At 72.3% G+C, this 23,266-nt stretch carries 16 protein-coding genes; 10 read left to right on the top strand and 6 right to left on the bottom strand.

Features of this window, described 5'->3' with window-relative positions:
• The first annotated feature begins 1 nt into the window (after position 1).
• Entirely contained in the window at positions 2-913 is a 912-nt protein-coding gene (locus tag ACTRO_RS37800; protein WP_034271013.1) for a glycosyltransferase family 2 protein, read from the top strand.
• On the opposite strand, the gene ACTRO_RS37805 is transcribed toward ACTRO_RS37800, so the two are convergent.
• Positions 871-1,317: an NAD(P)/FAD-dependent oxidoreductase gene (locus ACTRO_RS37805; protein WP_034271015.1), complete on the bottom strand. Its 447-nt coding sequence runs from the start codon at positions 1,315-1,317 to the stop codon at positions 871-873. The two genes, ACTRO_RS37800 and ACTRO_RS37805, sit on opposite strands and share 43 nt — an antisense overlap.
• Positions 1,318-1,675: 358 nt before the next feature.
• Between ACTRO_RS37805 and ACTRO_RS37810 the strand changes: the two genes are divergently transcribed.
• From ACTRO_RS37810 to ACTRO_RS37830, 5 genes are all read left to right on the top strand, one after another.
• A complete protein-coding gene (locus ACTRO_RS37810) occupies positions 1,676-2,968 on the top strand; it encodes a GNAT family N-acetyltransferase (protein ID WP_034271017.1) in 1,293 nt (430 codons plus the stop codon).
• Positions 2,965-4,161 carry a glycosyltransferase gene (locus ACTRO_RS37815; RefSeq protein WP_063628144.1) on the top strand — a complete coding sequence of 399 codons (1,197 nt, stop codon included), beginning with the start codon at positions 2,965-2,967 and terminating at the stop codon, positions 4,159-4,161. Before ACTRO_RS37810 ends, ACTRO_RS37815 begins: the two co-directional genes overlap by 4 nt.
• Positions 4,158-5,351, top strand: coding sequence for a glycosyltransferase (locus tag ACTRO_RS37820; protein WP_051452020.1), 1,194 nt, complete (start codon positions 4,158-4,160; stop codon positions 5,349-5,351). Before ACTRO_RS37815 ends, ACTRO_RS37820 begins: the two co-directional genes overlap by 4 nt.
• Before the next feature lie 143 nt (positions 5,352-5,494).
• Complete coding sequence (locus tag ACTRO_RS37825; RefSeq protein ID WP_034271019.1) at positions 5,495-7,468, top strand: hypothetical protein; 1,974 nt, start codon at positions 5,495-5,497, stop codon at positions 7,466-7,468.
• Positions 7,465-8,334: a DUF1616 domain-containing protein gene (locus ACTRO_RS37830; protein WP_034271022.1), complete on the top strand. Its 870-nt coding sequence runs from the start codon at positions 7,465-7,467 to the stop codon at positions 8,332-8,334. Before ACTRO_RS37825 ends, ACTRO_RS37830 begins: the two co-directional genes overlap by 4 nt.
• A gap of 29 nt (positions 8,335-8,363) precedes the next feature.
• On the opposite strand, the gene ACTRO_RS37835 is transcribed toward ACTRO_RS37830, so the two are convergent.
• From ACTRO_RS37835 to ACTRO_RS37850, 4 genes are all read right to left on the bottom strand, one after another.
• The gene (locus ACTRO_RS37835) at positions 8,364-9,635 is read right to left on the bottom strand and encodes a glycosyltransferase family 4 protein (RefSeq protein WP_034271025.1); all 1,272 of its coding nucleotides are present in this window, start codon (positions 9,633-9,635) and stop codon (positions 8,364-8,366) included.
• The gene (locus ACTRO_RS37840; protein WP_034271028.1) at positions 9,635-11,062 is read right to left on the bottom strand and encodes a lipopolysaccharide biosynthesis protein; all 1,428 of its coding nucleotides are present in this window, start codon (positions 11,060-11,062) and stop codon (positions 9,635-9,637) included. The genes ACTRO_RS37835 and ACTRO_RS37840 overlap by 1 nt, the downstream gene beginning before the upstream one ends.
• Before the next feature lie 85 nt (positions 11,063-11,147).
• Positions 11,148-12,458: a carboxylate--amine ligase gene (locus ACTRO_RS37845; protein WP_063628145.1), complete on the bottom strand. Its 1,311-nt coding sequence runs from the start codon at positions 12,456-12,458 to the stop codon at positions 11,148-11,150.
• 158 nt (positions 12,459-12,616) lie between these two features.
• The gene (locus ACTRO_RS37850; RefSeq protein WP_034271030.1) at positions 12,617-13,153 is read right to left on the bottom strand and encodes an EF-hand domain-containing protein; all 537 of its coding nucleotides are present in this window, start codon (positions 13,151-13,153) and stop codon (positions 12,617-12,619) included.
• A gap of 204 nt (positions 13,154-13,357) precedes the next feature.
• Here ACTRO_RS37850 and ACTRO_RS37855 point away from each other — a divergent pair, with 204 nt between their 5' ends.
• The 4 genes from ACTRO_RS37855 (at position 13,358) to ACTRO_RS37870 (ending at position 21,639) form a co-directional block, all read left to right on the top strand.
• The gene (locus ACTRO_RS37855; RefSeq protein WP_051452021.1) at positions 13,358-16,537 is read left to right on the top strand and encodes a putative bifunctional diguanylate cyclase/phosphodiesterase; all 3,180 of its coding nucleotides are present in this window, start codon (positions 13,358-13,360) and stop codon (positions 16,535-16,537) included.
• A complete protein-coding gene (locus ACTRO_RS37860) occupies positions 16,534-19,023 on the top strand; it encodes a SpoIIE family protein phosphatase (RefSeq protein WP_034271032.1) in 2,490 nt (829 codons plus the stop codon). The genes ACTRO_RS37855 and ACTRO_RS37860 overlap by 4 nt, the downstream gene beginning before the upstream one ends.
• Positions 19,024-19,088: 65 nt before the next feature.
• The gene (locus ACTRO_RS37865) at positions 19,089-19,640 is read left to right on the top strand and encodes a methyltransferase family protein (RefSeq protein ID WP_034271035.1); all 552 of its coding nucleotides are present in this window, start codon (positions 19,089-19,091) and stop codon (positions 19,638-19,640) included.
• A gap of 796 nt (positions 19,641-20,436) precedes the next feature.
• The gene (locus tag ACTRO_RS37870; protein WP_034271038.1) at positions 20,437-21,639 is read left to right on the top strand and encodes an HNH endonuclease signature motif containing protein; all 1,203 of its coding nucleotides are present in this window, start codon (positions 20,437-20,439) and stop codon (positions 21,637-21,639) included.
• Positions 21,640-22,252: 613 nt separating this feature from the next.
• On the opposite strand, the gene ACTRO_RS51205 is transcribed toward ACTRO_RS37870, so the two are convergent.
• Positions 22,253-23,047, bottom strand: a complete 795-nt coding sequence (locus ACTRO_RS51205) for a methyltransferase (protein ID WP_034278577.1) — start codon at positions 23,045-23,047, stop codon at positions 22,253-22,255.
• Positions 23,048-23,266 lie beyond the last annotated feature (219 nt).

Genomic DNA, 23,266 nt, shown 5'->3' on the forward strand with positions numbered 1-23,266 from the left:
CATGAGGCCTTGTGCGGCACTCGCCGTCACCCAGTTGGACCTGGACGCGCCGGACGGCCCGTTGCTCGGGCCGGCCGAGCCGACCACGGTGCTGGCGCTGGTCCGCCTGCACCGCCACCCGGTCGGCGTGGTCGAGGTGCGGGTCGACACCGGTCACCCGTTCGCCACACGCCTGCGCCGCGCCGCCGTGGCCCAGTTCGGACCGGCCATCCTCGAACACGAGCTGCGCGATCGGGGCGCCGAACCGATGCCGTGGGAGGCCGCGGCGGCGCTCGACGCGGCGGTTCCCGGCGGGTCTCCCGTGCCCCCCGGGCCCGCCGCCGCGCCGGTCCCGCCATGCCTGCGGCAGCGTGCCCGGGTGCTCGCCGATCCGCCGCCGATCAGCGTCATCATCGGCACGCGGGAGCAGCCGCGCCGGCTGAGCCGCTGCCTGGACTCCCTGACCACGACGGGCTACCCGAACTTCGAGGTGCTGGTGATCGACAGCGCGCCGGAGACGGACGCGACGCGCCACGTGGTGGAGCGCGCCGACGGTCCGATACGGTACCTGCGCACTCATCGGCCCGGCCGCGCGGCGGCGCACGAGCTCGGCGCCGCCGAGGCCGAAGGGCGGCTGCTCGCCTTCACCGCCGACGACGTGCGGGTGGACCGGGATTGGCTGCCGGCGATGGCCGAGTCCTTCGTCGACAGCCCGGTCGGCTGCGCGGCCGGGCTGACCATGCCGGGCGAGGTCGCCGGCCCGCCGCACGGAGTGCTCAACCTCGCCGTCGACGCGGATCTGGCCCGGGATCAGCTGCGCGGCTTCGACCCGAAAGCGGTCGCCGACCTCTCGCAGCACGCGGTCTACCAGCCGGACGCGGTGCTCTGGGATCAACGCCGCGGCGACTTGATCGCCCTGGGCGCTCGCCGCTGACGCTCTGCCTGGTTCCGTTCGCGCACTCGCGTGTGAATCGCCTGCGCCAACCGAGGGCTCGCGTATTCGCTCCCGCATACGAAGCGCATCAGCGGCCCATACGAGGCGGCGGAAGGGAATCCGACGAAGTAGAGTCCCGGGATCGAGGACTGATACCCCGCGCCGAGCCTCGGCCAGTGGTTCACCCGGGCCAGCGCGTCATTGATATCAGAGCTCAGAAACGTGAATGAGTCCTCGGCGATACGGTAGCCGGTGGCGGCGATGACGTGGTCCGCGTGCAGAGTCTCCCGCGCGCCGTCCGGTCCGGCCAGCCGCAGCGTGACGCCGCCGCCCTCGGCCGCGACGCCGAGCACTGCCCGCCGGGGCGGAACGTGGGCGTGTCCGATCAGGCCGCTGGCGACCACGACCGCACGGGTCCCGAAGCGCTCGCCGGCCGAGGTGCGCGTACGCCGAAAGGCCGTAGGGTCCCGCGCCTAGCACGAGGACGTCGGTGGCAGTGGTCATGGGCAGAGTAGTCCTGGGGGCGCCATTGCCGCGCCCGAGGTGGACGGTTCGGACCTCGACGTACGCGGGTCGATGCCTTTCAGGCTCTCGCGCCGCCTGGCGCGGCGCGCGCTGAGCACCGGGCTCCGATCGCCGCGCTGTCTTCCCGCGCCATCCGCGTCCTGATGCACGACTCCTGCTGCCCGATTGCGCGTCAGTTCGACCCGAATTACGGTGATATGGCCACGGACGACAGAGCTGAGGGAGGCGTGCCGATCCATGCCACGGCCGCCTGACCGCGCGCACGCGCCCGCCCAGTCCGAGTCCCAGCGCCGCACCTCGGCCGGGACGCCCGTCGTCACCCGGCTCACCCGCTTCGCCCAGTGCGCGGCCCTCGAAGCCGACTGGCGCGCCCTCGCCGACGAGGCCGCGCCGCTCAACCCCTACGCTTCGCCCGACTGGACGCTCACCTGGCTGCGGCACGTCGTGCACGAGAGCGAACTCGCGGTCCTGACCGTCCATCGGGACTCCCGCCTGATCGGCATCGCCCCGTTCTACCTGCGCGACCTCGCTCACCTCGCGCACACGGTGCAGCTCGCCGGCACCGGACGCCTCGGTGCGTTGACGGAGGTCCCGCAGGTGCTCGCCGCGCCGGGGGAGACGAGGCGGGTGATGCGCGCGGTAGTGGCGCATTGGCTCACCCGTTCGCAGGAATGGGACTGGCTCGAGCTCCCTCTGACGGCCGATCAGGGCTGGTTCGAGCCGCAGTGGCTGGGGGAGAGCCGTGCAGTGCGCGGGCTCGTCCAGCACAAGACCACGCGAGCGGCCATCGTGCTGCCCTTGGCGGAGCAGACCTCCCTGCGGCCCTTGCTCAAGCGCAACGTCTGGGAGAGCGTCAAACGGGCCCGGCACCGCCTCGACCGTGCCGGCGAGCCCTGGGACATCGCCATCCACACCGCGCCGGGCGACGTGCGCGCGACGTTGCCGGAGCTGCGGCGGCTGCACGCCGCGCGAGCCGAGATGGAGGGTGCGCGGGTGCACCCCGACGCGCTCGGCGAACCGCGTCGTCGCGCCTTCTTCAACGACGCCGTCCATCGATTGGCGGCTTCGGGACGCGTCGAACTGCTGACGCTGAACGTCGCGGGCACTCCGGTCGCCGCGCAGCTTGTGCTCCGTGCGCCCTCGGCCGCCTACTTCGCGCTCAGCGGCATCGATCCGCAGTGGTGGTCGGTCGGGCCTGTCACTCTTCTGCAGTACACGGCGATGGAACGCGCGTTAGAGCGCGGTGACACCGAGGTGAATCTCTCGGTCGGGCCGGACATCTCGAAGCTCCGCTGGAGCGAGCGAATCGTGCAACACCCCGAGTTCGTGGTCTGCGGGCCGCGCGGACGCTCGCGTGCGCTGCTTTCGGGTTACGCGGCGGCGGCCGCGGTGGCGGCGGTGCGACGCGAGGCCGGTCGCCACCAGGTGCGGGAGCACCACGAGCAGGAGCACCACGAGCAAGAGCACGAGCAGTCGGGGCAGGAACAGCCGGATCATGCGCCTGCGCATTCGGGGAGTGAGCGCGCGTGACGAGGCGGCCCCGGATCTGCGTCGTCGGTTCCGGCTGGCGTTTCACCAGCGGTATCAGCTACTTCACCTGCCGGCTGTCCGGCGCCCTGGCCGATCGCGCGGACGTCACGGCCATCCTGATGCGGCGTCTGCTGCCGCGGCGGTTCTACCCGGGACGCGAGCGGGTCGGGCGGCCGCTCGCGGCGCTCGCCTACGACCCGCGCGTCGAGGTGTTCGACGGGGTCGACTGGTACTGGGGCCTCGGCATCGTGCGCGCGGCACGGCTCATCCGGTGCACCCGGCCCGACGTGCTTCTGCTGCAATGGTGGACGGGCACGGTCCTGCACAGCTACCTGCTTCTCGTGCTCGTCGCACGGTCGGTCGGCACCCGCATCGTGGTCGAGTTCCACGAGATCGAGGACACCGGTGAGGCGCGGCTCCCGCTCGTAGGCCCGGTCGTAAGCCGCTTGTTGCGTGCGCTGCTCACGCGCGCGGACGGCTTTCTCGTGCACTCGGAGTTCGACGCGAGCGCCGTGCGGCATACCTATGATCTGACCGGACGGCCCATCAGGGTCGTTCCGCACGGGCCTTACGACCATCACCGCGCCGCGCATCGGCCCGGCGCCGAGCCCGGGGTATGCCGACTGCTCTACTTCGGGACGATCCGCCCGTACAAGGGTGTTGAATTCCTGGTCGAGGCCTTCGGCACGCTCACCGCCGCCGAGGCGGAGCGCTACCGGCTGACCGTCGTCGGCGAGACCTGGGAGGGATGGACGAGGCCGCTCGAACTGATCGAGTCGTCCCCGCACCGCGACCGGATCACGCTGGTGAACCGCTACGTCTCCGACGACGAGATCACCGGCTACTTCGCCGAGGCGGACGCCGTCGTGCTGCCGTATCTGCGTTCCTCGGCCAGCGGTCCGCTGCACATCGCGATGAGCAACGGTCTGCCGGTGATCGTCACCTCGGTCGGCGGGCTGACCGAGGCGGCGGCCGACTACGGTGGCGCGATCCTCGTTCCGCCCGCTGACGCGGCCGCGCTCGCCGACGCGTTGCGCGAGGTGCCGGACCGCATCGGCGCGCAGTATCAGGACCGGCATTCCTGGGAGGCGAACGTCGAGGCCTTGCTCGACTTCGCCGCTGCGGAATCCCACCCGGCCGGATCCCAAGCGCGCGGACCCCACGCGCCCGGATCCGGCGGGGTGGGCCGGTGAGGATCGCTCTCGCAGCCCCCGGATATCCCCCGACGCTCGGCGGCGTCGAGCAGGTCGTCGCCCAGTCGGCGCGCGCCCTTGTCCGCGCGGGGCACGAGGTCGAGGTGTTCGCGCAGCAGCGTCAGGACGGCCACTATGGCGGTCCGGCGGAAGGCGCACCCGCGGAGAGTGGGACCGCGGCGACCACCACGGGGCTCGACGGCGAGGACAGCGAGTCGATCAAGGTGCACCGCTTCGCCACCCACGGACCGCACGACTACCCGTTCGCACCCGGACTCTGGCCGGCCCTGGCCGCGCGAGCCGCCGAGTTCGACGTCGTACACGGCCACAGCTACCACACGCTCACCGGGCTCTCCGCAGTGCTCGGCGCCCGCTCGCGGGCGCCGTTCGTGTTCTCGCCGCACTACCACGGCACCGGCCACTCCCCGCTGCGCGCCGTGCTGCACCGGGTCTATCGGCCGCTCGGCGCGTACATCTTCCGCCGAGCCGACGCCGTGGTCTGCGTTTCCGGCGCGGAGGCGGAGCTGGTCGCCGAGCACTTCCCCGGCGCGGCCGAGCGCTGCTCGGTCGTGCCGAACGGCGTCGACCGGGCGGCCATCCGCGCCGCCGAGCCGTTCCCGGGTATCCGGCCGACCATCCTCAGCGTCGGCCGGCTCGAACGCTACAAGCGCGTCGACCGGCTGATCGAGGCCTTCGCACAGCTCACCTACCCGGGCGTACGGCTAGTGGTGATCGGGGCCGGCCCCGACGCGGAACGGCTGATGGAGCTCGCCCGGTCCCTCGACCTGCTCGACCCGACCGGCCCGCGCTCAGTCCGCTTCCCCGGGCGGGTCGCGCAGGACGTGCTGCACCGCTGGCTGCGCACCTGCCGTCTGCTCTGCAGCCTGTCAGAGCACGAAGCGTTCGGACTCGCGCCGGCCGAGGCCCTCGCCGCCGGCGCGACGGTCCTGCTCTCCGACATCCCCGCGCATCGCGAGATGGCCGCATACGGTCCGGTCGAGCTGGTCCGTGCCACCGAGGACGCGCCTTCGCTGGCGGCCCGGCTCGAGCGGCAGTTGCACCATCGCCTGCCGCCCGCAGACGGCGCCGTCGTCGCGGACTGGGACGACGTGGCGCGCCGCCTGGTCGAGGTCTACCGCTCCGTCAGCTCCGCCGCCGGTCCTCGTGCCGCCCCGCCGCACCCGGTCTGACCCGGCGTCCGGGATCGCCCGGCAGTGTCGGTCGTTGATTTCCACGGCCGCCGATGCCAGCATTGGGCCATGTCAGAGGCGTGCGAGCGGGCCGCGCAGCTCGCACCTGCGCCGGGTACCCAGGCGCCGCGGCGCCGGACCTGATGGAATCCGCGGCCGCACCGGCACGGGCCGAACGCGTGCGCGCAGACGCCGGGCGGCACGGGAACATCGCGTGGGCGTGTGTGCTCGCCGCCGCCTTCGCCGGCGGCGCGGTGCTGCTGCGCTTCGCCTACGCCCAGGCTCTCGACAACGCTCTGACCGGGTTCGGTTCCGCAAGCCGGTACGGGTTGTTCTGGGCCGGCGTGGCGGTGTTTCTGCTGCCCGCGGCCGTCAGGCTGCTGACCATGTCCGCCGGCGGTTCGGCGCGCCGGATCGTGGTGACGGCGGTCGCGGTGTTCACCTACATCCCGCGGGTTCTGCGCAGTCCGACCGAGCCGCTCTTCTTCGACGAGCTCGCGCACTGGACGCAGGCCCAGCACCTTCACGACAGCGGCAAGCTCTTCCAGCCCAACGTCGTGACGCCCATCTCGTCCTACCCCGGCCTGCACCTGCTGACCGTGGCCCTGCGCTACTTCAGCGGGCTCGACACCTACCAGGCCGGCCTCGTGATCGGCGGGCTGGGGCACGTCCTGGAACTGCTCGCCGTGTTCTTCCTGGCCCGGCGGATCACCGGCTCCGACCACATCGCCGGGATCGCTGGGCTCTGTTACGCGCTCAACCCCGGATACCTGCTGTTCACCGCCGAGTACGCGTACGAGACACTGGCCCTGATCTTCGTGGCGTGGGCGTTCGCGCTGCTGCAGCTCACCGGGCCCGGTGCGGGGCCGGCCCGGGTGCGCACGGCGTGGGCGGTGCTGATCGGCGTGCTCGTGGCGGCCACGGCGGTCACCCACCCCCTCTCGGCGCTGATCCTGACGTTCCTCACACTCGTGTTCGCCGTCGCCGGCCTGCCGTGGCGCGCCCCGTTGCGCGTGAGCGCGCCGCCGGTGCTGCTCACCGCCTTCGGCATCGCCGCGAATCTCGCCTGGATCGCCGCGTTCGGCTTCACGGTCCTGTCCTATCTCACCCCTTATCCGTCTCAGGGGCTGCGCCAGCTCACCACCCTGATCACGCACGGCGGCCACAGCGCCGGCTCCGGCCGCGGCGCGTTCCAGCAGACCGACCTGCCGCGGTACGCGGTCGACGCCGCGTACGCGGCCCCGGTGCTGGTGACGCTGGGCGCGGCGGCCGGGATCTGGATCGGGCGGCGGTGGCTGCGCCGTTCGCCGATGTTCCGCACCGTGGCGCTGATCTGCGTGTTCTACCCGCTCTCGTTCCCGCTCGTGCTGACCACGCAGGGGGCTCCGGGCGCGCACCGGTCGTGGCCGTTCGCCTTTCTGGCGCTGGCGGTGCCGGTCGCCGTCGCCGTCGGCGCGTGGTGCGCCTACGCCGCGCGGAACCGGTACGGGCGCGCATCGGTCGCCCCCGTCCGGATGCCGCGGGGCGGGGTGGGGCGCCGCCGGGCCGGGCGGTTGGCCGCGTTCGGGGCCGTGCCGGTGTGCGCGGTGGCGGCGCTGGCCGTGGTGGTCGGCGGTTCGGCGGGCGAGAACAACGACGCCGGGATGTTCCCAGGGCCGTGGGCCTTCGCCGACGGCAGGATCCAGTCCCCTGAGCTCTCGCAGCTCACGGCTTGGGCGTTGCAGACTCAGGGGTCCGGGCACAATTTCATCGCCGACTATTTCACCGGCGGGGTGTTCGGGGCGTTCGCAGACGACTTCTACCTCGTCGGGTTCCCGTCCTGGGACCTGTACTTCTACGACGGGTCGCCCAAGGCGCAGACCCTCGAACGCCTCGGTCCCGACAACGTGACGTTCATGCTCGTCGACACCCGGCTGGCCAAGGTGCCCAACACCGACTACTACTTCAGTTCGAGCGAGCCCGGCGCCTACCAGCACACCTCGCCCATCCCGCTCTCGGCTCTGGAGAAGTTCACCGCCTTCCCCTGGGCGGCGAAGATCTACCAGTCGGAGAACTACGCCCTCTACCGCGTGCAGCCGACCGAGCTTCACGCGGGTGTCTACGGCGAGGCGCCGTGACCGGGCACCTGAAAGGTGAAGCCCGGCCGCGCCGGGGACTGGCGGCGTGGGCCGAGGACGGCAGCTTGCACATCGTCCTCGCCGCGGGCCTGCTCGCCGTATGCCTGGCGATGCCCGGCGAGAGCAGGGCGTTCGTCGGGCTGCCGTTGGCGCTGTGGGCGCCGGGCTACTGCACGGTCCTGCTGATCTTCAGCCGGCGGGCGTGGGTCTCGCGGTTCGACGCGCTCGCCAGGCTCGCCATCGCGTGCACCCTGAGCATGGCGGTCTGGCCGCTGCTGATGCTCCTGGCTTACGCCGTGCACCGCCAGGTGACGCAGGCGAGCACTGTGGCGGTGTTCCTGAGCTTCGCGGTCGTGACCCTGCTCCGGGTTCGGCTCCGTTCGGCCGCGGGCGGGCGGGCGCCGGTGCGCCCCGGGCCGGCGCGCGGAAGGTCTCCGTGGGCGGCCGCGGGGGCCGTCGGGGTGGTGCTTGCCGGAGCCGGGCTTACGGCGGGGCTCGCGGCCAGCCTGCCGGCGCAGCAGAGCAGCCGCACCGGTGCCGTCGCGCTGGCCGGGTCCGCCGCGAAGGCCGGCGGACCGCTCGCCCGCAGCGCCCCGCTGGCCGGTTCCGTCGAGGTTCTGGTCGCTGATCCGGGGCCGCTGACGCGGACCTTCCGGGTCTCGGCCGGAATCGACCACGCGCAGGCGTGGGCCGCGGCGACGGTCGAGGTGGCGGCGGGCGGGCAGCGCGAGGTGACGCTCTCCGGGCCGCTGCCGGCCACCTCCTGCCTCGCAAGGCTGCGGATCACCGTGTCGTCTCAGGACGGGAGCCTGGCTCCCCTCGTGGTCTACTTCCAGGGCAACACCCCTGGGGCGTGCCCGACCTGAAAGCCCGTCGGGCGTCGTACGCGCCCGGTTCAGCGCGCGCGGGCGCGGTCCGCGCGCTCGTCGAGCACGGAAGTGAACAGCTCCAGCAGTTGAGGGGTGACAGTGCGCGCCTCGTAGGCGCGCGCCTTGCGCCGCCCGGCCTGTCCCATCCGCTCGCGGCGTGCCGGGTCGTCGAGCAGGGTGTCGAGGGCGGCCGCGAGCGCCGGCGGATCGCGCGGCGGGACGAGCAGCCCGGTCTCCCGGTCGTCCACGATCTCCCCGAGCCCGCCCACGGCGGAGGCGACCACGGGCCGGCCGGCGAGCATCCCTTCCGCGGGCACCAGCGGGTGCGGCTCGCCCCACACCGACGGCACGACGCCGACCGAGGCACCCGCCCACGAAGCCATGACAGCGCTCTTCGGCTGGTCGCAGGCCACGATGATCCCGGGCCCGGACAGCTCGAGGGACGCGGTGTCGGGCCCGCGCATGCCGATCAGGACGAGCGGCACCCGGTGGCGCATCAGCCGGACGGCGTCCAGGAGCACGTCGACGCCCTTGTGCCGGCTGAGCGCGCCGACGTACAGCAGGTAGCCGTCGTCGGGCGGCAGGAACGCGGGCCGCGGCGCGCTGTGTGCCAGCTCGTCCAGGCCGTCGGGCACCATGCTCGAGATCACCTCGAGCCGGGGGCCGGGCGGCACGTGGGGGCGGACCGCGTCGGCGACCGCCTCGCTGACCGCGACGTAGGCGTCCGCGCGGGCGAGCAGCGGCCGGCCGGCGCGCAGCGCCCCGGCCAGCGCGGCGGCGATCGGCGCGCCGTACTGCTGCCTGGCGCAGGAGGCGCACTTGCCCAGGCGCGGCCCGGTGCACGGTGTGCCGAAGTACTGATACGTCTTCTTCGCGCAGATCAGGCCGTAGTCGTGCAGGGTCGCGACGTGCGCGGGGCCGGTGGCGGCGCGGTAGAGCGGGTAGTTCGAGAACTCGATCCAGCTGTGGCTGAGGACCACGTCCGGGCGTTCGCGTTCGATGATCCGGTGCAGCGGGCGCAGCAGGCCGGGGTCGGGCACCGGCGGGTGGAACGGCCGGCGGCGGTCGGCGTAGAACGGGCCGAGCGCGCCGGCCCAGCCGCGCAGCCTTTCGATTCTCACGCCGTCGGCGATCTCGGGGGCGTCGCTCCGCGCGGGCTGCGGGCTCTGCGGGGTCCGCAGGGTCACGACGGTGGCGCGGTGGCCCATCGCGACCAACTGCCCGGCCAGCGTCTCCACGTGGATCTCCAGGCCGCCGATGACCGGGCGGTAGAAGTCGGTCAGTTGCAGAATGTGCATCAGCCTGCGTCCTTTGCCGGCCAGAAGGTGCGGGGGTGCGCCAGGACGGCGAGCGTGCCGACGCTCTGGGCGAGCAGCCACGCCACGCCCGCGCCGACGATGCCGAAGCGCGGGGTGAGCTCCCAGGCGCCGACCACGGCGATCACCGCCATGGCGATGTTGAGCGCCGCGGCCCTGGGCAGCAGGTTGCGCACGCGCAGGGTGGCGGTGGCGACGTTGGTGACCGCGTCGGGGAACGAGGAGGAGAGCAGGATCAGCAGCAGCCCGAAGCCGGCGGCCGCGTACGCGGCGCCGTACAGGTGCAGGATCGGCTGGCCCGCGGCACCGACGATCAGGACGGCCGGCAGGAGCATGGCGAGGACGATGCGCAGCGAGGAGCGGGCGAGCGTGCGCAGGTGGCTGGAGTCGTGGCTGCCCTCGGCGAAGATCGCGACGGAGACGGCCGGGCTGATCGTGAAGATGGCGCTGGCGATCATCCAGGTGACGTAGAAGTACGCGTTCTGCTGCGGGCCCAGGCGGGCGGTGACCACGATCGGCAGCAGGTAGGTCGGCAGCAGGCCGGCCACGCTGATCGCGTGGTGGCCGATGCTGGGCCGGGCCAGCGCGGACATCTCCGCGCGCAGTTCGGGAAGCAGGCCGCCGCTCGGGCGGGGGATCCGGCCGAGCCGGTAGAACGCGCGGTGGCACAGCAGCAGGCCGAACACGGCTCCGGCCAGTCCGCTCACCGCCCAGGTCCCGATGATCGTGCTCGCGCCCGGTTTGGACAGCAGCGCGATCGCGATCAGGGCGGCGAGCTTGAGCCCGGAGGAGAACGCGTTTCGCCAGAACATGAAGTCGGCGCGGCGCTGGCCGACGAACACGTCGTCGAGCAGGCCGCAGGAGGTCCAGCCGACCGCGCCGAGCACGAACCACGCGGCGACGGCCGGGTCGCTCTCGAGCAGGCGCAGGGGGCGGAGCAGCACGGCGAGGGGCACGAGGGCCGCGGCCGCCGCGAGCAGGGTGGCGAACATACACAGCAATTGGGTGCTGTAGACGCTCAGCAGCCACTGTGCACGCGTGGTGCGTGTGGGCAGGCGGGCGATCAACTGCCCGCCAGGGCCGAGGTAGACGCCCAGGGAGATGATGACCATGGCGGAGACCAGGGTCGAACCGAGGCCCACGGTCGAGGTGGGCAGCAGGCGTGCCGCCGCGATCCAGTAGACGTAGCCGAACGCGCCGTTGACCGCGGTGGTGGCCATGACCCCGAAGCTGTTGCGCGTCAGCGAGTCCGCGCGGAGCCGGGCGACCAGGCGGCGCGCGCGCAGGATGCGGGAGGCGGGCTCGGCGGGGTCGGCCGTTTGTCCGGCCGCGGCGGTGCCGGTGCCGGTGCCGGTGCCAGGAGAGCGTGCGTGGATGCGCCGGATCGTCTCCTTCAGCCCTGAACGCATCCTGGTGCTCCTCGGCGGATTTCGATCATCACCTCACGCGGTGCCCCGCGGCGCAACTCGGGGTCGGGCCGGCGGCGACGCGATCTCAGCCGGGCGCCGGACGCAGCCGTGCGCGGGCCCGGCGTGCCGTCTTGACCAGGATGTTCCTGGCGAACCTGGCCGTGACCACGGCGAAGGGCAGCGGGTCGTCCCAGGCGAACCACGCTCTCTCGCGCCGGTGCACCGGGATCGGCCGGGGTTTCGGCGCGCCGGCGGCGCGCCGCCGGCGCCACAGCAGGTAGCCCGCCGCGGCGTCCAGGTGCTCGACGACCAGTTCCCGGCCGTCGATCTGCCGGCCGGGCGGGATGGGCCGCCCGGTCAGGTCCAGGTGCAGGGCGCGGACCAGGTCCACGCCCGCGGTGGTGCGGAAGACCTGCGCCTGCGCGCCGAGCCGCGGGTTGAAGTCGACCAGTTTGAGCCGCCCGTCGCGCGGGTCGAAACGCCAGTCCATGTCGCCGATGCCGCGGTAGCCGATGTCGCGGCAGAAGCGGGCGGCGCACGCGGCCAGTTCCGGGTTGGCCACTGCCACTCCGCGGGCGGTCACGCCCGCGCCGGGCGGCCAGTCGCGCAGCTTCACGCCGGTGAACACCAGCGGCTCGGCCTCGCCCTGCGGGCAGTAGACGTGCGCGAACCAGTCCGGCGGCCTGCGGGCGGACGAACGGTCCGGGGGCACGAACTCCTGGACCAGCAGGCGCTTGGCCCCGTGCGTCTCGAGCGCCTCGGCCAGTTGCTCGACCTGCGCGGGGCCGGCCAGCTTCCGGGTGGTGCCGACGACGGGTCCGGTCAGGCGGCCGGCCAGGTCGGCGTTCTTGACCACGACGGGCAGGCCGAGTTCGGCCACCGCCTGCCGCAGCGCGGGTGCGCTGTCGGCCACCAGGGCCCTGGGCGTGGGCGTGTCGTGGGCGAGGCAGAGTTCGTGCATGGCGTACTTGTCCACCAGCCGGGCCGGCAGGTCCGGGGCGACGGCGGGCAGCAGGAGCAGGTCGCGCAGCGCCTCGCGTTGCCCGGCCAGCAGCACCGCGGCCTCGTCGCTGGTGGGCAGCGCCACGACGGGGCTCTCGAGCCGTTCGGCGATGCGGCGCAGGCCGGCGGCCAGCCGCGCCGGGTCCTCGGCGCCGGTGGCGGGCCAGACGAACCGGCCGGCCAGGTGCCGGGATAAACCGACGGGGGCGGTGCGGTCCTCGGTGAGCGTATAGACCGGCACCCCCGCGCGGCCGAGGCTGCGCACCGCGCCGAGAGCGCCGTGGTTGAGCAGCGGGTTGCGCCCGACCCGCACGACCAGCGCCGGGCGGGCGCGGTCGAGGGCGGGGCCGCGCGGCGGGTTCGCGCGGTGCGGCGCGCCGGGTTCGGACGCCATGGGGACAGCCTTCGATCGGGGGTTTCCGGACGGGTTCGCCGCGGCCGGCCCCCGGTACCGCGGCGCCGCCTCGCCTCGATCTTTCCCGCGCGCCGGGGCGGGCGCCACCGGGGTTGGCCCGCCCGGCGGACGGGCGCGGTGCGTCGCGCGGCGCCCGGCTAGGCTGCCGCCAACTCGCCGAAGACCCAGGTCCCGGGAGAATCCGGATCGTCCCCGGCCCAGAACTCCGTCCACAACCGGCGGAACTCCGACCGGGACAGGTAGCCGTCACCGTTGAGGTCGAGCCGGAAGAAGACCACGTCCGTGTCGGTCGGCCGGCCGTTCCAGGCCTCGATGAGCGAGCGGTACTCCGCGCTCGAGATCCGTTCGTCCGCGTTCTCGTCCACGGCCTCGAACATCGCGTCGGCCGTCGCGTTCACCGCCTCGGGCATGGTGGGCAGCAGGTCGACGACCGTCATCACGTCGTCCAGGCTGACCCGGGACACCTCCGCCGCGTTGACGCTGAGCGACGCCCACCAGCCCAGCATGACGCGGCTCAGCAGCCGGCCTCGGGCGGAGCCGGGCGAGATCCCCCGCTGCGTGGTCCACCGCTCGGCCAGCGCCTCGAAGTCCCCCTCCACCAGGTAGCCGCGCCCCGCCCTGTCCATCGCCTCGAACACCGCGGCCACCTTCTGCCGCTGGAACTCGCTCGCCATGACTCGTCCTCTCGTCCGCGCTCCCCGTTGCCCCCTTCCGCGCAGCCGATCGGAGACACCCGGATCAAGCCCAAACCACCCGAGCGGGTGAGACGGCGCCCGGCTCGCCCGGCGCCCTGGTCGAGGCGGTGATCCGCCGCCCAGAATGACACGTAATGGTGATGAATAGTGTATTAAGTCCGTTTTGAATAGTAATATCGCGTTATGCTGCCGTCCGCGGGTCCAGAGCGCGGCCTCGGCCCCCCGGCCGTCTCCGCCCGCGCTCCGGCCTGGGCCATGCGGGTCTACCTGGCCGCGTTCGCCGTGCTCACGGCGCTCTACTTCACGCTCCCCTCCTGGCGGGGCGGCGACTGGGCGGCCATGGGCCTGTTCGCGACGCTCGCGATGCTCTGGAGCCTGGCCCGCTACCGCCCGCTGCACCGGGCGCCCTGGCTGCTCCTGGCCGGCGCGCTGGTCACCCTGGTCTCCACGGACGCGGTCGACCTCGCCCGCAACGCCCGGTCGGGCAGCCAGATCGACTTCTTCCCGAACACCGACTGGTTCCCCACCACGCCGGAAGAGGTGGCGCTGCTCGCCTACCCGCTCGCGGCGGTGGGGCTGTGGCTCTTCATCCGGCACCAGCGCAACGGCCGGGACGCCGCCGCGGTCATCGACGCCCTCATCGTCATCACCGCGGTCGCCCTACTGGCCTGGACCTTCATCGTCTGGCCGACCGTCGACGACCCCAACCGCACCGCCCTGGCCCGGGAGGTCGCGTTCGGCTACCCGCTCGGCGACGTGCTGCTGCTGGCCCTGCTGGCCCGGCTGATGACCGGGTCGGACGACCGCCCGGAGTCGGCCTGGCTGCTGTGCTTCGGCGCGCTCGGCCTGCTGCTGTCCGACCTGTTCTTCGAGCTGCGCATCACCTACTCCAGCTGGCACTCCGGCAGCGCGATGGACCTGGGCTGGATCGTCTTCTTCTGCACCTGGGGCCTGGCCGCGCTGACCCCGTCGATGACCCGTATCGGCAGACCGGTGAACACCTACCGGGCCGCCCAGATCTCCCGGCTCGGATTCGCGCTGCTGGCCGTCGCCACCCTGACCGCGCCGGCCGTGCTGCTCGGCGCCGCCCTGCGCGGCAGCGTGGACCAGGGCTGGGTGCTCGCCGGCTTCGCCGCCCTCTCCAGCGCGCTGGTGCTGGCCCGGCTGGGGCTGGTGCTGCGCTCCTACCGCCGGGCGATCAACCGCTCCCGGGTGCTGCGGGCCGCCGGCACGGACCTGGTCGCAGCCCTGAGCGTGGACCAGATCGGGCTCGCCCTCGACCGCGCCGGCTCGGGGCTGCTGGGGCCGGCCGAGGGACGCATCCGCCTGCTCGCCGACCTGCGCGACCCGCTGGCCGCCGCCCGCTACCGGCCGGTGCCCGTCGGCCAGCTGCCCGCCGTCGTCGCCGCGGGTTGCGCCACCGGCCTGCCCGGGGCCGCGCACGCGCTGGTCTATCCGCTGCGGGCCAAGCGCAGCGACCTCCGCGCCGGGTTGGTCGCCTTGGGGCCGCGCGACGACCTCGCCGCACTGCGCGAGACCGTGGAGATCCTGGCCGGCCAGGCCGCCCTGGCACTGGACCGGGTCGAGCTGGCCGACGAGATCCGCGGCCGCGACAACGAGGCGTACTTCCGCACCCTCATCCACAACGCGGCCGACGTGTTCATGATCGTGGACGAGGGCCAGGCCGTGCGCTACGCCAGCCCCTCGGCCCGCAAGCTGTTCGACGGCCGCGAGCTGACCGGCGCGAAGATCGCCGAGCTGGTCGGCGCGCGCAACGCCTCCAGCGCCCGGGCCGTGCTCTCCGGCATGGAGTCGGGACCGGTCGAATGGGTGATCGAGCCCGGCCGCAGGGACAAGCTGTGGGTCCAGGCCCGCTCCGACGACCTGCGCACCGACCCCACCGTCGGCGGCGTCGTGCTCACCCTCCGGGACGTCACCGAGCAGCGCCGGCTCGAGGGCGAGCTGCGCCACCACGCCTACCACGACCCGCTCACCGGCCTGGCCAACCGGCGCAGCCTGCAGGACCGGCTCGGGCACGCGGTCGAGCACGCCCGCCGCACCGGCCGGGCCGCCTGCCTGCTGATGATCGACCTCGACGACTTCAAGGACGTCAACGACACCAAGGGCCACGGCGTCGGCGACGAACTGCTCGCCGCGGTGGCCGAGCGGCTGCTGGCCAACATCCGCCCGGTCGACCTCGCCGCGCGGCTCGGCGGCGACGAGTTCGCCGTGCTGGTGCCCGACGTGCGCCGGCCCCACGACGCCGACGGCCTGGCCCGGCGGCTGACCGAAGCCTTCGAGGTACCCTTCGCGCTGCCCGACGGCGCGGTCACCAGCGGCGCGAGCATCGGCGTGGCCAGCACGCTCGGCTGCGAGAGCGCGGACGACCTGCTGCGCAACGCCGACCTGGCACTCTACGCGGCCAAGGACGACGGCAAGCGGCGCTGGCGGCTCTACGACCCGGGCCTGCACGACCAGGCCATCGAGCGCACCCTGCTGCGCGACCAGCTCGCCCGGGCCATCGACGAGGAGACGGTGCTGGTGCACTACCAGCCGGTGGTCGAGATCGGCGACGGGCGGGTGGCCAGCTTCGAGGCGCTGGCCCGCTGGCCGCACCCGGCCCGCGGCCTGATCGGCCCGGACGCCTTCATCCCGCTGGCCGAGGAGACCGGGCTGATCCTGCCGCTCGGCCGGCTGCTGCTGCGCCAGGCCGTCCAGCGGGTGGCCGGCTGGAACGCCGAGCGGTCGGCCGCCGAGGCCCAGGCCCCGGCGGGCTCGCTGAAGGTGCCGCCGCTGTCGGTCGCGGTGAACGTCTCGCTGCAGCAGCTGCGCGACCCGCGCTTCCCGGCCGAGACCATCGAGCTGCTGCGCGAGACCGGCCTGAGCTCGGACCTGCTGGTGCTCGAGCTGACCGAGTCGGACCTGATGCGCCACCACGACGAGCAGGCCAAGCACGCCATGAACGAGCTCAAGGCCAGCGGCGTGCGCATCGCCATCGACGACTTCGGCACCGGCTACTCCTCGCTGAGCTACCTGCGCGAGCTCCCGATCGACGTGCTGAAGATCGACAAGTCCTTCATCGCCGACATCGCCACCTCGCCCGAGCAGGCGGCACTGGTCGAGGGGATCATCCGGATCGCCGACGGCCTGGGTCTGAGCGTGGTGGCGGAGGGGGTGGAGACGGGCGCGCAGTGGGACCGGCTCGGCGGCTGCGACTGCGACTACGGACAGGGCTACCTGTTCGCCGCCCCGCTGCCCGCGGACCAGGTCACCGCGCTGCTCGAGACGCACCGGGACCCCCGCCTGCCGGAGAGCCTGAGCGGCCACGACGCGTTGCGCGGCGCGAAAGGAGCGGACCGATGACCACCACTTCCGCCTCCCTCCTGCCCGGGCTCGGCCCGGCCCGCGAGGACCTGCTGCGGATGCACGAGGCGCTGCGGGCCAAGCACAGCTCCGTCTTCGCCTACGACAGACCCGACGGCGTGCTGCACCTGTTCGACGAGGCGGTGCCGGCGCCCCCGCTGGGCGACTTCTGGTCGCGGATCTTCATCGACGAGAGCCTGCCGCTGACCGAGGTCGTACGCACCGGCATGCCCACCGACGGCGGCTTCGACTCGGTGGACAGCTCGATCACCGAGTACGCGGGCTTCAACGGGAACGCCGTGGGGTTCGGCCGGGTCATGTGCTTCCCGCTGACCACCGCGGACGAGCGGCTCGTCGGGGTGTTGTTCTGCGACGGGTGCGCCGGGGTCGACGAGATCGGGCACGTCGGCATGCTCTGGCGGCGGCACGCCACCGGGCTGCGGGCGATGGCCGAGCAGGTCGCGGCCGATCTGGACACCATCGGCGAGCAGATCGCCTCGCGCATCTTCGGTCTCGGCCAGCTGGAAACCGAGCCGACGCTGTTCATCGGCCCGGAGCACGTGCCGACCCCGCCGGAGATCCGCGCCGCGATCGGCACCGGCACGTTCTGGTGGCGGCTGCGCGAGGGCGTGATCCACCTGGACGCGGTCGCCATGGGCGCGGCGGACCCGGCCGAGAAGCGCGGCTACACCGGCGGCCCGGCGCCGCTGCTCTACCGGATCCACCGCGACGACTATCCGCTGGTGCGCCGGACCATGGCCCGGGCCCTAGCCGAGGAGGGCGTCTTCGCCCTCGAATACCGGGCGCACACCCGGGGAGGCTCGCTGCGCTGGCTGGAGGTGCGCGGCCGGGTGATCCGGGACGAACGCGGCGAACCGGTGATGCTCGGCATCGTCACCGACACCACCGGCGCGCCGAGCTGGACCCAGGTCGCCTCGACCCAGATCGACGCGATGGCCGACGGGTTCGCCATCCTCGACCCGTACTGGCGGCTGGTCTACGGCAACGAGGCGGTGGCCCGGCTGGCCGGGGTCGGCCGCGCCGAGCTGGCCGGACGCGCCTTCGCCGACGTGCTCTCGCCGCTGCGGGAGAGCGAGTGGAAGCCGGCCTTCGACCAGGCGCTGGCGACCGGCGAGACGGTCTCCTTCGAGGCGCTGCTGCCGCGGGTCGGGCGCTGGTACGAGCTGCGCGTCGCGGTCGACGCAGGCCGGCTCGCGGTGCACCTGCGCGACGTACACGAGTACCGGGTGCAGCTCGAGCGGGAGCGTGAGCGCGAGACACGCCGGGAGCGCACCGGCGAGTTCGCCGCGGCCCTCGGCGGGACGCTGGGCGTGGACGACGTCATCGCCGTGGTCGAACAACACCTGCCGGAGCTGTGCGGCGCCGAGGGCATCGCCATGCACGTGGTCACCGACGGCAGGCTGCGGTTGATCGCCGCGGTGGGCTACACCCCGGCCGGCTTCTCCGCGCTGCGCGTCCTCGACCTCGACGTCCCGGGCCCGATGTCGGACGCGGTGAACAAGACCGAGCCGCAGATCTATGAGACCTCCGAGCAGATCAAGGATCAGTACCCGTATTTGACGGAGGTGGTCGACGACACCAAGACCGGCGCCCTGCTCGTCCACCCATTGATGCATGAGGGCAGCTGTCTCGGCCTGGTCTGCCTCCGGTTCGACGAGCCACGCCGGCTCAGCTCGAGTTATCGCGGCTTCGTCGCCCGGCGGTGCGAGCAACTGGCGCAGGCGCTCTACCGCGCGCACCGGTACGACGCAGAGCTCTCCCTCGCCTCGCGGCTGCGTGACGCAGTGTTCGACGTCCCGCTGGACCAGACGCCAGGGGTCGAACTCGCCAGCGAATACCGCTCGCCTGGCCTCGGTCTCGCCGTCGGAGGCGACTGGTACGACGTGATCCCCATGCTGCGCGGGCGGATCGGCCTGCTCGTCGGCGACGTGGAGGGCCACAACGCCCGCGCCGTGGGCGGGATGAGCATGGTCCGCACCGCGATCCGCGCGTTCGCGCACGAAGGCTACGGCCCGGCCGCGATCCTCGGACGAGTCAATAAGCTGATCACAGGGCTCGACCCCGACCTGCTCGCCACCTGCTGCTTCGCCGAGCTCGACACCGCGGCCGGCACGGCCCGGATCGCCCGGGCAGGCCACCCTTCGCCGGTGCTCAGCCTGCCCGACGGCGGCACGGCGGTACTGCCGCTGCCGGCCGGCCTGCCCCTCGGCGTGGACCCGTCCGAGACGTACCGCTCGGTGCTCAGCCCGCTGCCCGAGGGCGCCCTGCTCGCCCTCTACAGCGACGGCCTGGTGGAAAGCAGATCCCTGCCGATCGACCAGGGCACGGACCGTCTCGTCGAATCCCTGCGCGGGCACGGGAACACGCCCCTGCGGGAGCTAGCGCGAAAGATCATCGGCCACCCGTACGACCAGCCCACTCTCGCCGACGACATCACCCTGCTGCTGGCCCGACGCACGGCGTGAGCCCGACGGCGGTTCGTGGGATCGTGTCCGCAGAAGGCTCGCGGCACAAGTGACGGAGAACGCATGTGAAGGGTCCGGTAGCGCAGATCATCCTCGTCGGCTGGGCGGTGTTCTGGATCGGCTGGCTGCTAGCCGCCGCGAACGTGAAGCGGGGCCAGGTCAGCTGGAACCGCTACGCCGGGATCCGGCTAGTCCTCGTCGTGATCGTTGTGGCGGTGGTCCGGGCCCGCCACGGCGTGGATGACGCAACGCTCAAGGGGGCGGTGCCCAAGGGCATCGGCTTGGCGCTCTGGGCCCTCGGCCTCGGCCTGGCCGTCTGGGCCCGCGTCTACATCGGCCGCAACTGGGGCACGCCGATGTCGCGCAAGGAGGACCCCGAGCTGGTCACCACCGGCCCCTACCGGCGTGTGCGGCACCCGATCTACTCCGGCATAGTCCTGGCCATGATCGGCACGGCCGTGGCGATCAGCCTCTATTGGCTCATCGTGGCCGCCCTGTTCGGCGTGTACTTCGCTTATAGCGCCAGGGCGGAGGAGCGCTACATGACCGAACAGTTCCCCGAGGCCTATCCCGCGTATCAGCGCTCGAGCAAGATGCTTATTCCGTTCATCTTCTAATCCCGATTGATGATCTGCTGGGTGATCGTCGTGGTGGGGGCGGGCGCTTCGCTTCGCCCACGGTTTCGTCTGACCACCCGCCCACCCGTTGCGTTGGTGGGGTGGGCTGGGGTTTCAAGATTTCGCCTCCGGCGCGGGCCTTCCCTCGGAGAGTGCCTGGGTTTGTGGGGTGCTGGCGTTGGCGGGGCGGGCTGGGGTTCGGGGTGGTCGGGTGCCGGGGGCGTGTTCTCTCCTCGGTCGGTCCCCGGAGGCAATCAGGAACCTGCCGGGAGGTCAAGCGGCGGTGGTTTCCGCTGATGCTCGATTCTGCATGGCGCCGCTTGACCTCCCGGCAGAACCCTGATCGGGCTTCGCCTGCCCGACCGAGGAGAGAGCCCACCCCCTGAGGGGAGTGGTGTGAGCTGCGCTCGGGCCCGGGTCCCGTCCGGTGGCCCGGTCGCGCTTGATGCATGATCCTGCATCGCACTGACCCGGCCGACGCTCCTCTTCGGCTGCCTGGTTCGGTCAGCCTTGTGGAGTGGTGTCCGGTGGTTCGGCTGTGCTCGATACAGGATGTTGCATCGCGTAGATTCCTGTATCGCCGGTTCCGGTACCGCTCCCATCTCCTACTTCAACGTCCGGGAGCATCCGCGAGTTCCCGGGAACATCCCTGATTCTTTTTACCACGCAAGGGTCGTATACACGCCTTTTGTCAGTGGCGGGTTCTAGAATAGGAGTGTTCGGGGATGTCGGGGCTGGTATGGGAGGGTGTCGTGGACGGGGTGGCAGTGGAGATCGCGTCGATGTCCCGTGTGGTGTGCGGGAGGTGCTCGAGCGTGCGCGGGCGGGTGGGGATGATGTGGGGCGGGTTGACGCGGTGCGTGAGGCGATCGTGGAGGTGGGCCGGGCGGCGCAGGCGCTGCACGGGATGCTGCTGGCGCTGGTCGGTGAGGGCGACCGACTCGGTATCGCGCGTGGGGGTGTGGGTCCGTGGTTGGCGACGGTGCTGGATGTGACCGAGGGCCGGGCCCGCGCGCTGGCGCACGACGCCCGGCTGCTGGCACGGCTGCCGGGAGTGGAGGGGGAACTGTGCTCGGGTGTGATCGGGCCTGATTCCGCGCGGGCGCTGGCGCGCACGGTCAAAGCGGTGCGGGCGACGGGTCTGGATCCCGCGGTGGAGGCCGCCAAGACGCTCGAGGTGACCCGGGAGCGCGGTGCGCGCGCCGGGTTGGAGCGGGTACGGGTGCTCGAGGAGCAGGTCGCGCCGGGTTCGATCGAGGCGCGTCATGCGCGGGAGCGCGAACGCTCCTTCGCCCGGTTCGCGACGTGCGGGGAGGGTCAGATGCACCGGTGTGAGATCCTGCTCGATCCGGTGCGCGGCGCCGTTTTCCAGGCCGCGGTGGATCTGCAGGTCGCGGAGATGATCCGGACCCGGCAGTTCGACGGCGGCGAGATCGTGCCGGAGGATGTGCGCAGCACCGAGCAGATGAACGCGGAGGCGGTCACCCGGCTCGCACAGGTGTTCCTCGATGCCCCGCCCGAGCAGCGCCGCGCCCACTTCTCCCTACCCGCGCTCGCCGTCACCATTCAAGGCCCGACCGCACCCGCGGCGGCCGTGAAGAATCCTGCCGTGCCCGCGGCGGGCATGAAGGATCCTGCGGTGCACACGGAGATCCCGGCGGGCTGTGCGCGCACGGTGTTCGGGGCGTTGGTTCCGGCCGGGCGCCTGCCCAGGCGCGGTGATCCGCGGCGCCATGAGCTGGTGACCGACGGGCGTACGGGCACCTTCGACGGGATCGCGCTGGACCATGACCCCCGGGCGCGTCTGGCTTCGCCGGGGCAGCGGGCGTTTCTTGGCTGGCGCGACCGGTACTGCACCTATCCCGGGTGTGATCGCCCGTTGACGTTCGCCCTGCATGCCCATCACGTCGTGCCTTTTGCGCAGGGCGGTGGGACGAGTGTGGGGAACCTCAGGCTGTATTGCACGGAGCATCACACCACCGTCCACCACGAGCGATGATGCAGAAGTTCCCCCCAGAGCGCGACCGGCCATCGGCTCTCTGTCGCAGGGCTCATGGATCGACGGCGTTGCAGAATCCCTTCAACGTCAAGCGTGACCGGACCACCGACCCTTTGTGCGGATCGGGAATCGGGATGGCGGATCAGGGTGATGCAGGATTTTTCCGGATCGGGCGCGGCCGGGCCACGGGACCGGGCCCGAGCGCAGCTCGCACCGGACCTCAGGGGGTGGGCTCTCTCCTCGGTCGGGCAGGCGAAGCCCGATCAGGGTTCTGTCGGGAGGTCAAGCGGCGCGATGCAAGATCAAGCATGAGCGGAGATCTCCGCCGCTTGAGCTCCCGGCAGGTTCCTGATTGCCTCCGGGGACCGACCGAGGAGAGAGCACACCCCCGCAACCCCACCACCCCGAACAACAGCCCGCCCCGCCAACGACAGCACCCCACAAACCCCGGCATCTCTCTCCGAGGGAAGGGCCTGCCAGCGGCACTTTTCAATCTTGAAACTGCAGCCTGCCCCGCGAACGCAACGAGTGGGCAGGGTGGGCAAACGAAACCGTGGGCGGAGCGAAGCGCCCGCCCCACCACGACGACGACCCAGCCGATCATCAATCGGTATCAGGCGGAGCCTTTGCGGGCGACCAGGTGGAAGATGCGGCTCAGCTGCCGGTACGGGTCGCGGTGGCCGGCTTCGAGTTCGACGGCGGCCACGGCTTCCAGCTGCTTGGCGTCGTCCGGATCGAGCGCGGAACCGCTTAGGTCGAGCCAGTCGACGAAGTGCCAGACGCCGTACCAGGCCAGGGGTTCCGCGCCGCGGTCGCGCAGCTGCGCGCTCAGCTCCTCGACCGTGTCGGCCCTCGTCGGCAGGCCGAGGACGCCGATCTCGCTGCGCGCGTCGAACGCGGCGAGGGCGTCCTCCCAGCGGCCTTCCAGGGCGGGGCGCACCGCTGCTGCGTCGGCGTTGCCGGCCATGATCGAGATGATGCCGCCGGGCGCGGTGCGACGGATCAGCTGGTCGAGCAACGGCTCGGGGTGGTCCAGGTAGCCGAGCACGCCGTGGCACAGCACGGCGTCGAAGTGTTGGCCGCCTGTTGCCTCGTCGGCGTTCTCCCCGGCGGCCTCGACGAACGTCACTCGTTGGCGGACGTCATCGGGCAGGTGGGCGAGGCGCGCACTGGCTTTGTCCAGCATCGCCGCCGACGGGTCGAGCAGCGTCACCTCGTAGCCGGCTTGGGCCAGCGGGAACGACTGGTGTCCGGCGCCGCCGCCGACGTCGAGTACGCGCGCGGGTGGCGGCGGCAGGTGCTCCAGCAGCTGGTTGTGCATCACATACGTGCGCACGCGCCCCTTGACGGTGGCGTAAGCGCCGTCCGCGAACTTATCGGCCAGACCGGCCCAGGTGTCATCGGCCATGGCGGGAGCGTACCGAGGATGATGCACCCGGTGGTGCGGCGCGCGTTGATCCTGCCCGAACGAGATGCCGTCGGCGGGTCCGGCCATGCTGGGGCCGTACGTGCTGCCGGGCTCCGAGACGGGGGAGGACGGGGTGTCCGACGGCGCGGCGTTGACCGGAGCGAACTCGCCGGGATCGGTCACCGAGGTATCGGGGCTGACCTGCTGCACGTACGACTT

It is taken from the genome of Actinospica robiniae DSM 44927, from assembly GCF_000504285.1.
GTDB classification, from domain to species: domain Bacteria; phylum Actinomycetota; class Actinomycetes; order Streptomycetales; family Catenulisporaceae; genus Actinospica; species Actinospica robiniae.

Bases quoted from the DNA above. Each gene is read 5' to 3' on its own strand.
- ACTRO_RS37825 (WP_034271019.1), top strand. From the start codon at position 5,495: ATGGAATCCGCGGCCGCACCGGCACGGGCCGAACGCGTGCGCGCAGAC.
- ACTRO_RS37835 (WP_034271025.1), bottom strand. From the start codon at position 9,635: ATGCACATTCTGCAACTGACCGACTTCTACCGCCCGGTCATCGGCGGC.
- ACTRO_RS37800 (WP_034271013.1), top strand. From the start codon at position 2: ATGAGGCCTTGTGCGGCACTCGCCGTCACCCAGTTGGACCTGGACGCG.
- ACTRO_RS37840 (WP_034271028.1), bottom strand. From the start codon at position 11,062: ATGCGTTCAGGGCTGAAGGAGACGATCCGGCGCATCCACGCACGCTCT.
- ACTRO_RS51205 (WP_034278577.1), bottom strand. From the start codon at position 23,047: ATGGCCGATGACACCTGGGCCGGTCTGGCCGATAAGTTCGCGGACGGC.
- ACTRO_RS37850 (WP_034271030.1), bottom strand. From the start codon at position 13,153: ATGGCGAGCGAGTTCCAGCGGCAGAAGGTGGCCGCGGTGTTCGAGGCG.
- ACTRO_RS37860 (WP_034271032.1), top strand. From the start codon at position 16,534: ATGACCACCACTTCCGCCTCCCTCCTGCCCGGGCTCGGCCCGGCCCGC.
- ACTRO_RS37855 (WP_051452021.1), top strand. From the start codon at position 13,358: ATGCTGCCGTCCGCGGGTCCAGAGCGCGGCCTCGGCCCCCCGGCCGTC.
- ACTRO_RS37810 (WP_034271017.1), top strand. From the start codon at position 1,676: ATGCCACGGCCGCCTGACCGCGCGCACGCGCCCGCCCAGTCCGAGTCC.
- ACTRO_RS37845 (WP_063628145.1), bottom strand. From the start codon at position 12,458: ATGGCGTCCGAACCCGGCGCGCCGCACCGCGCGAACCCGCCGCGCGGC.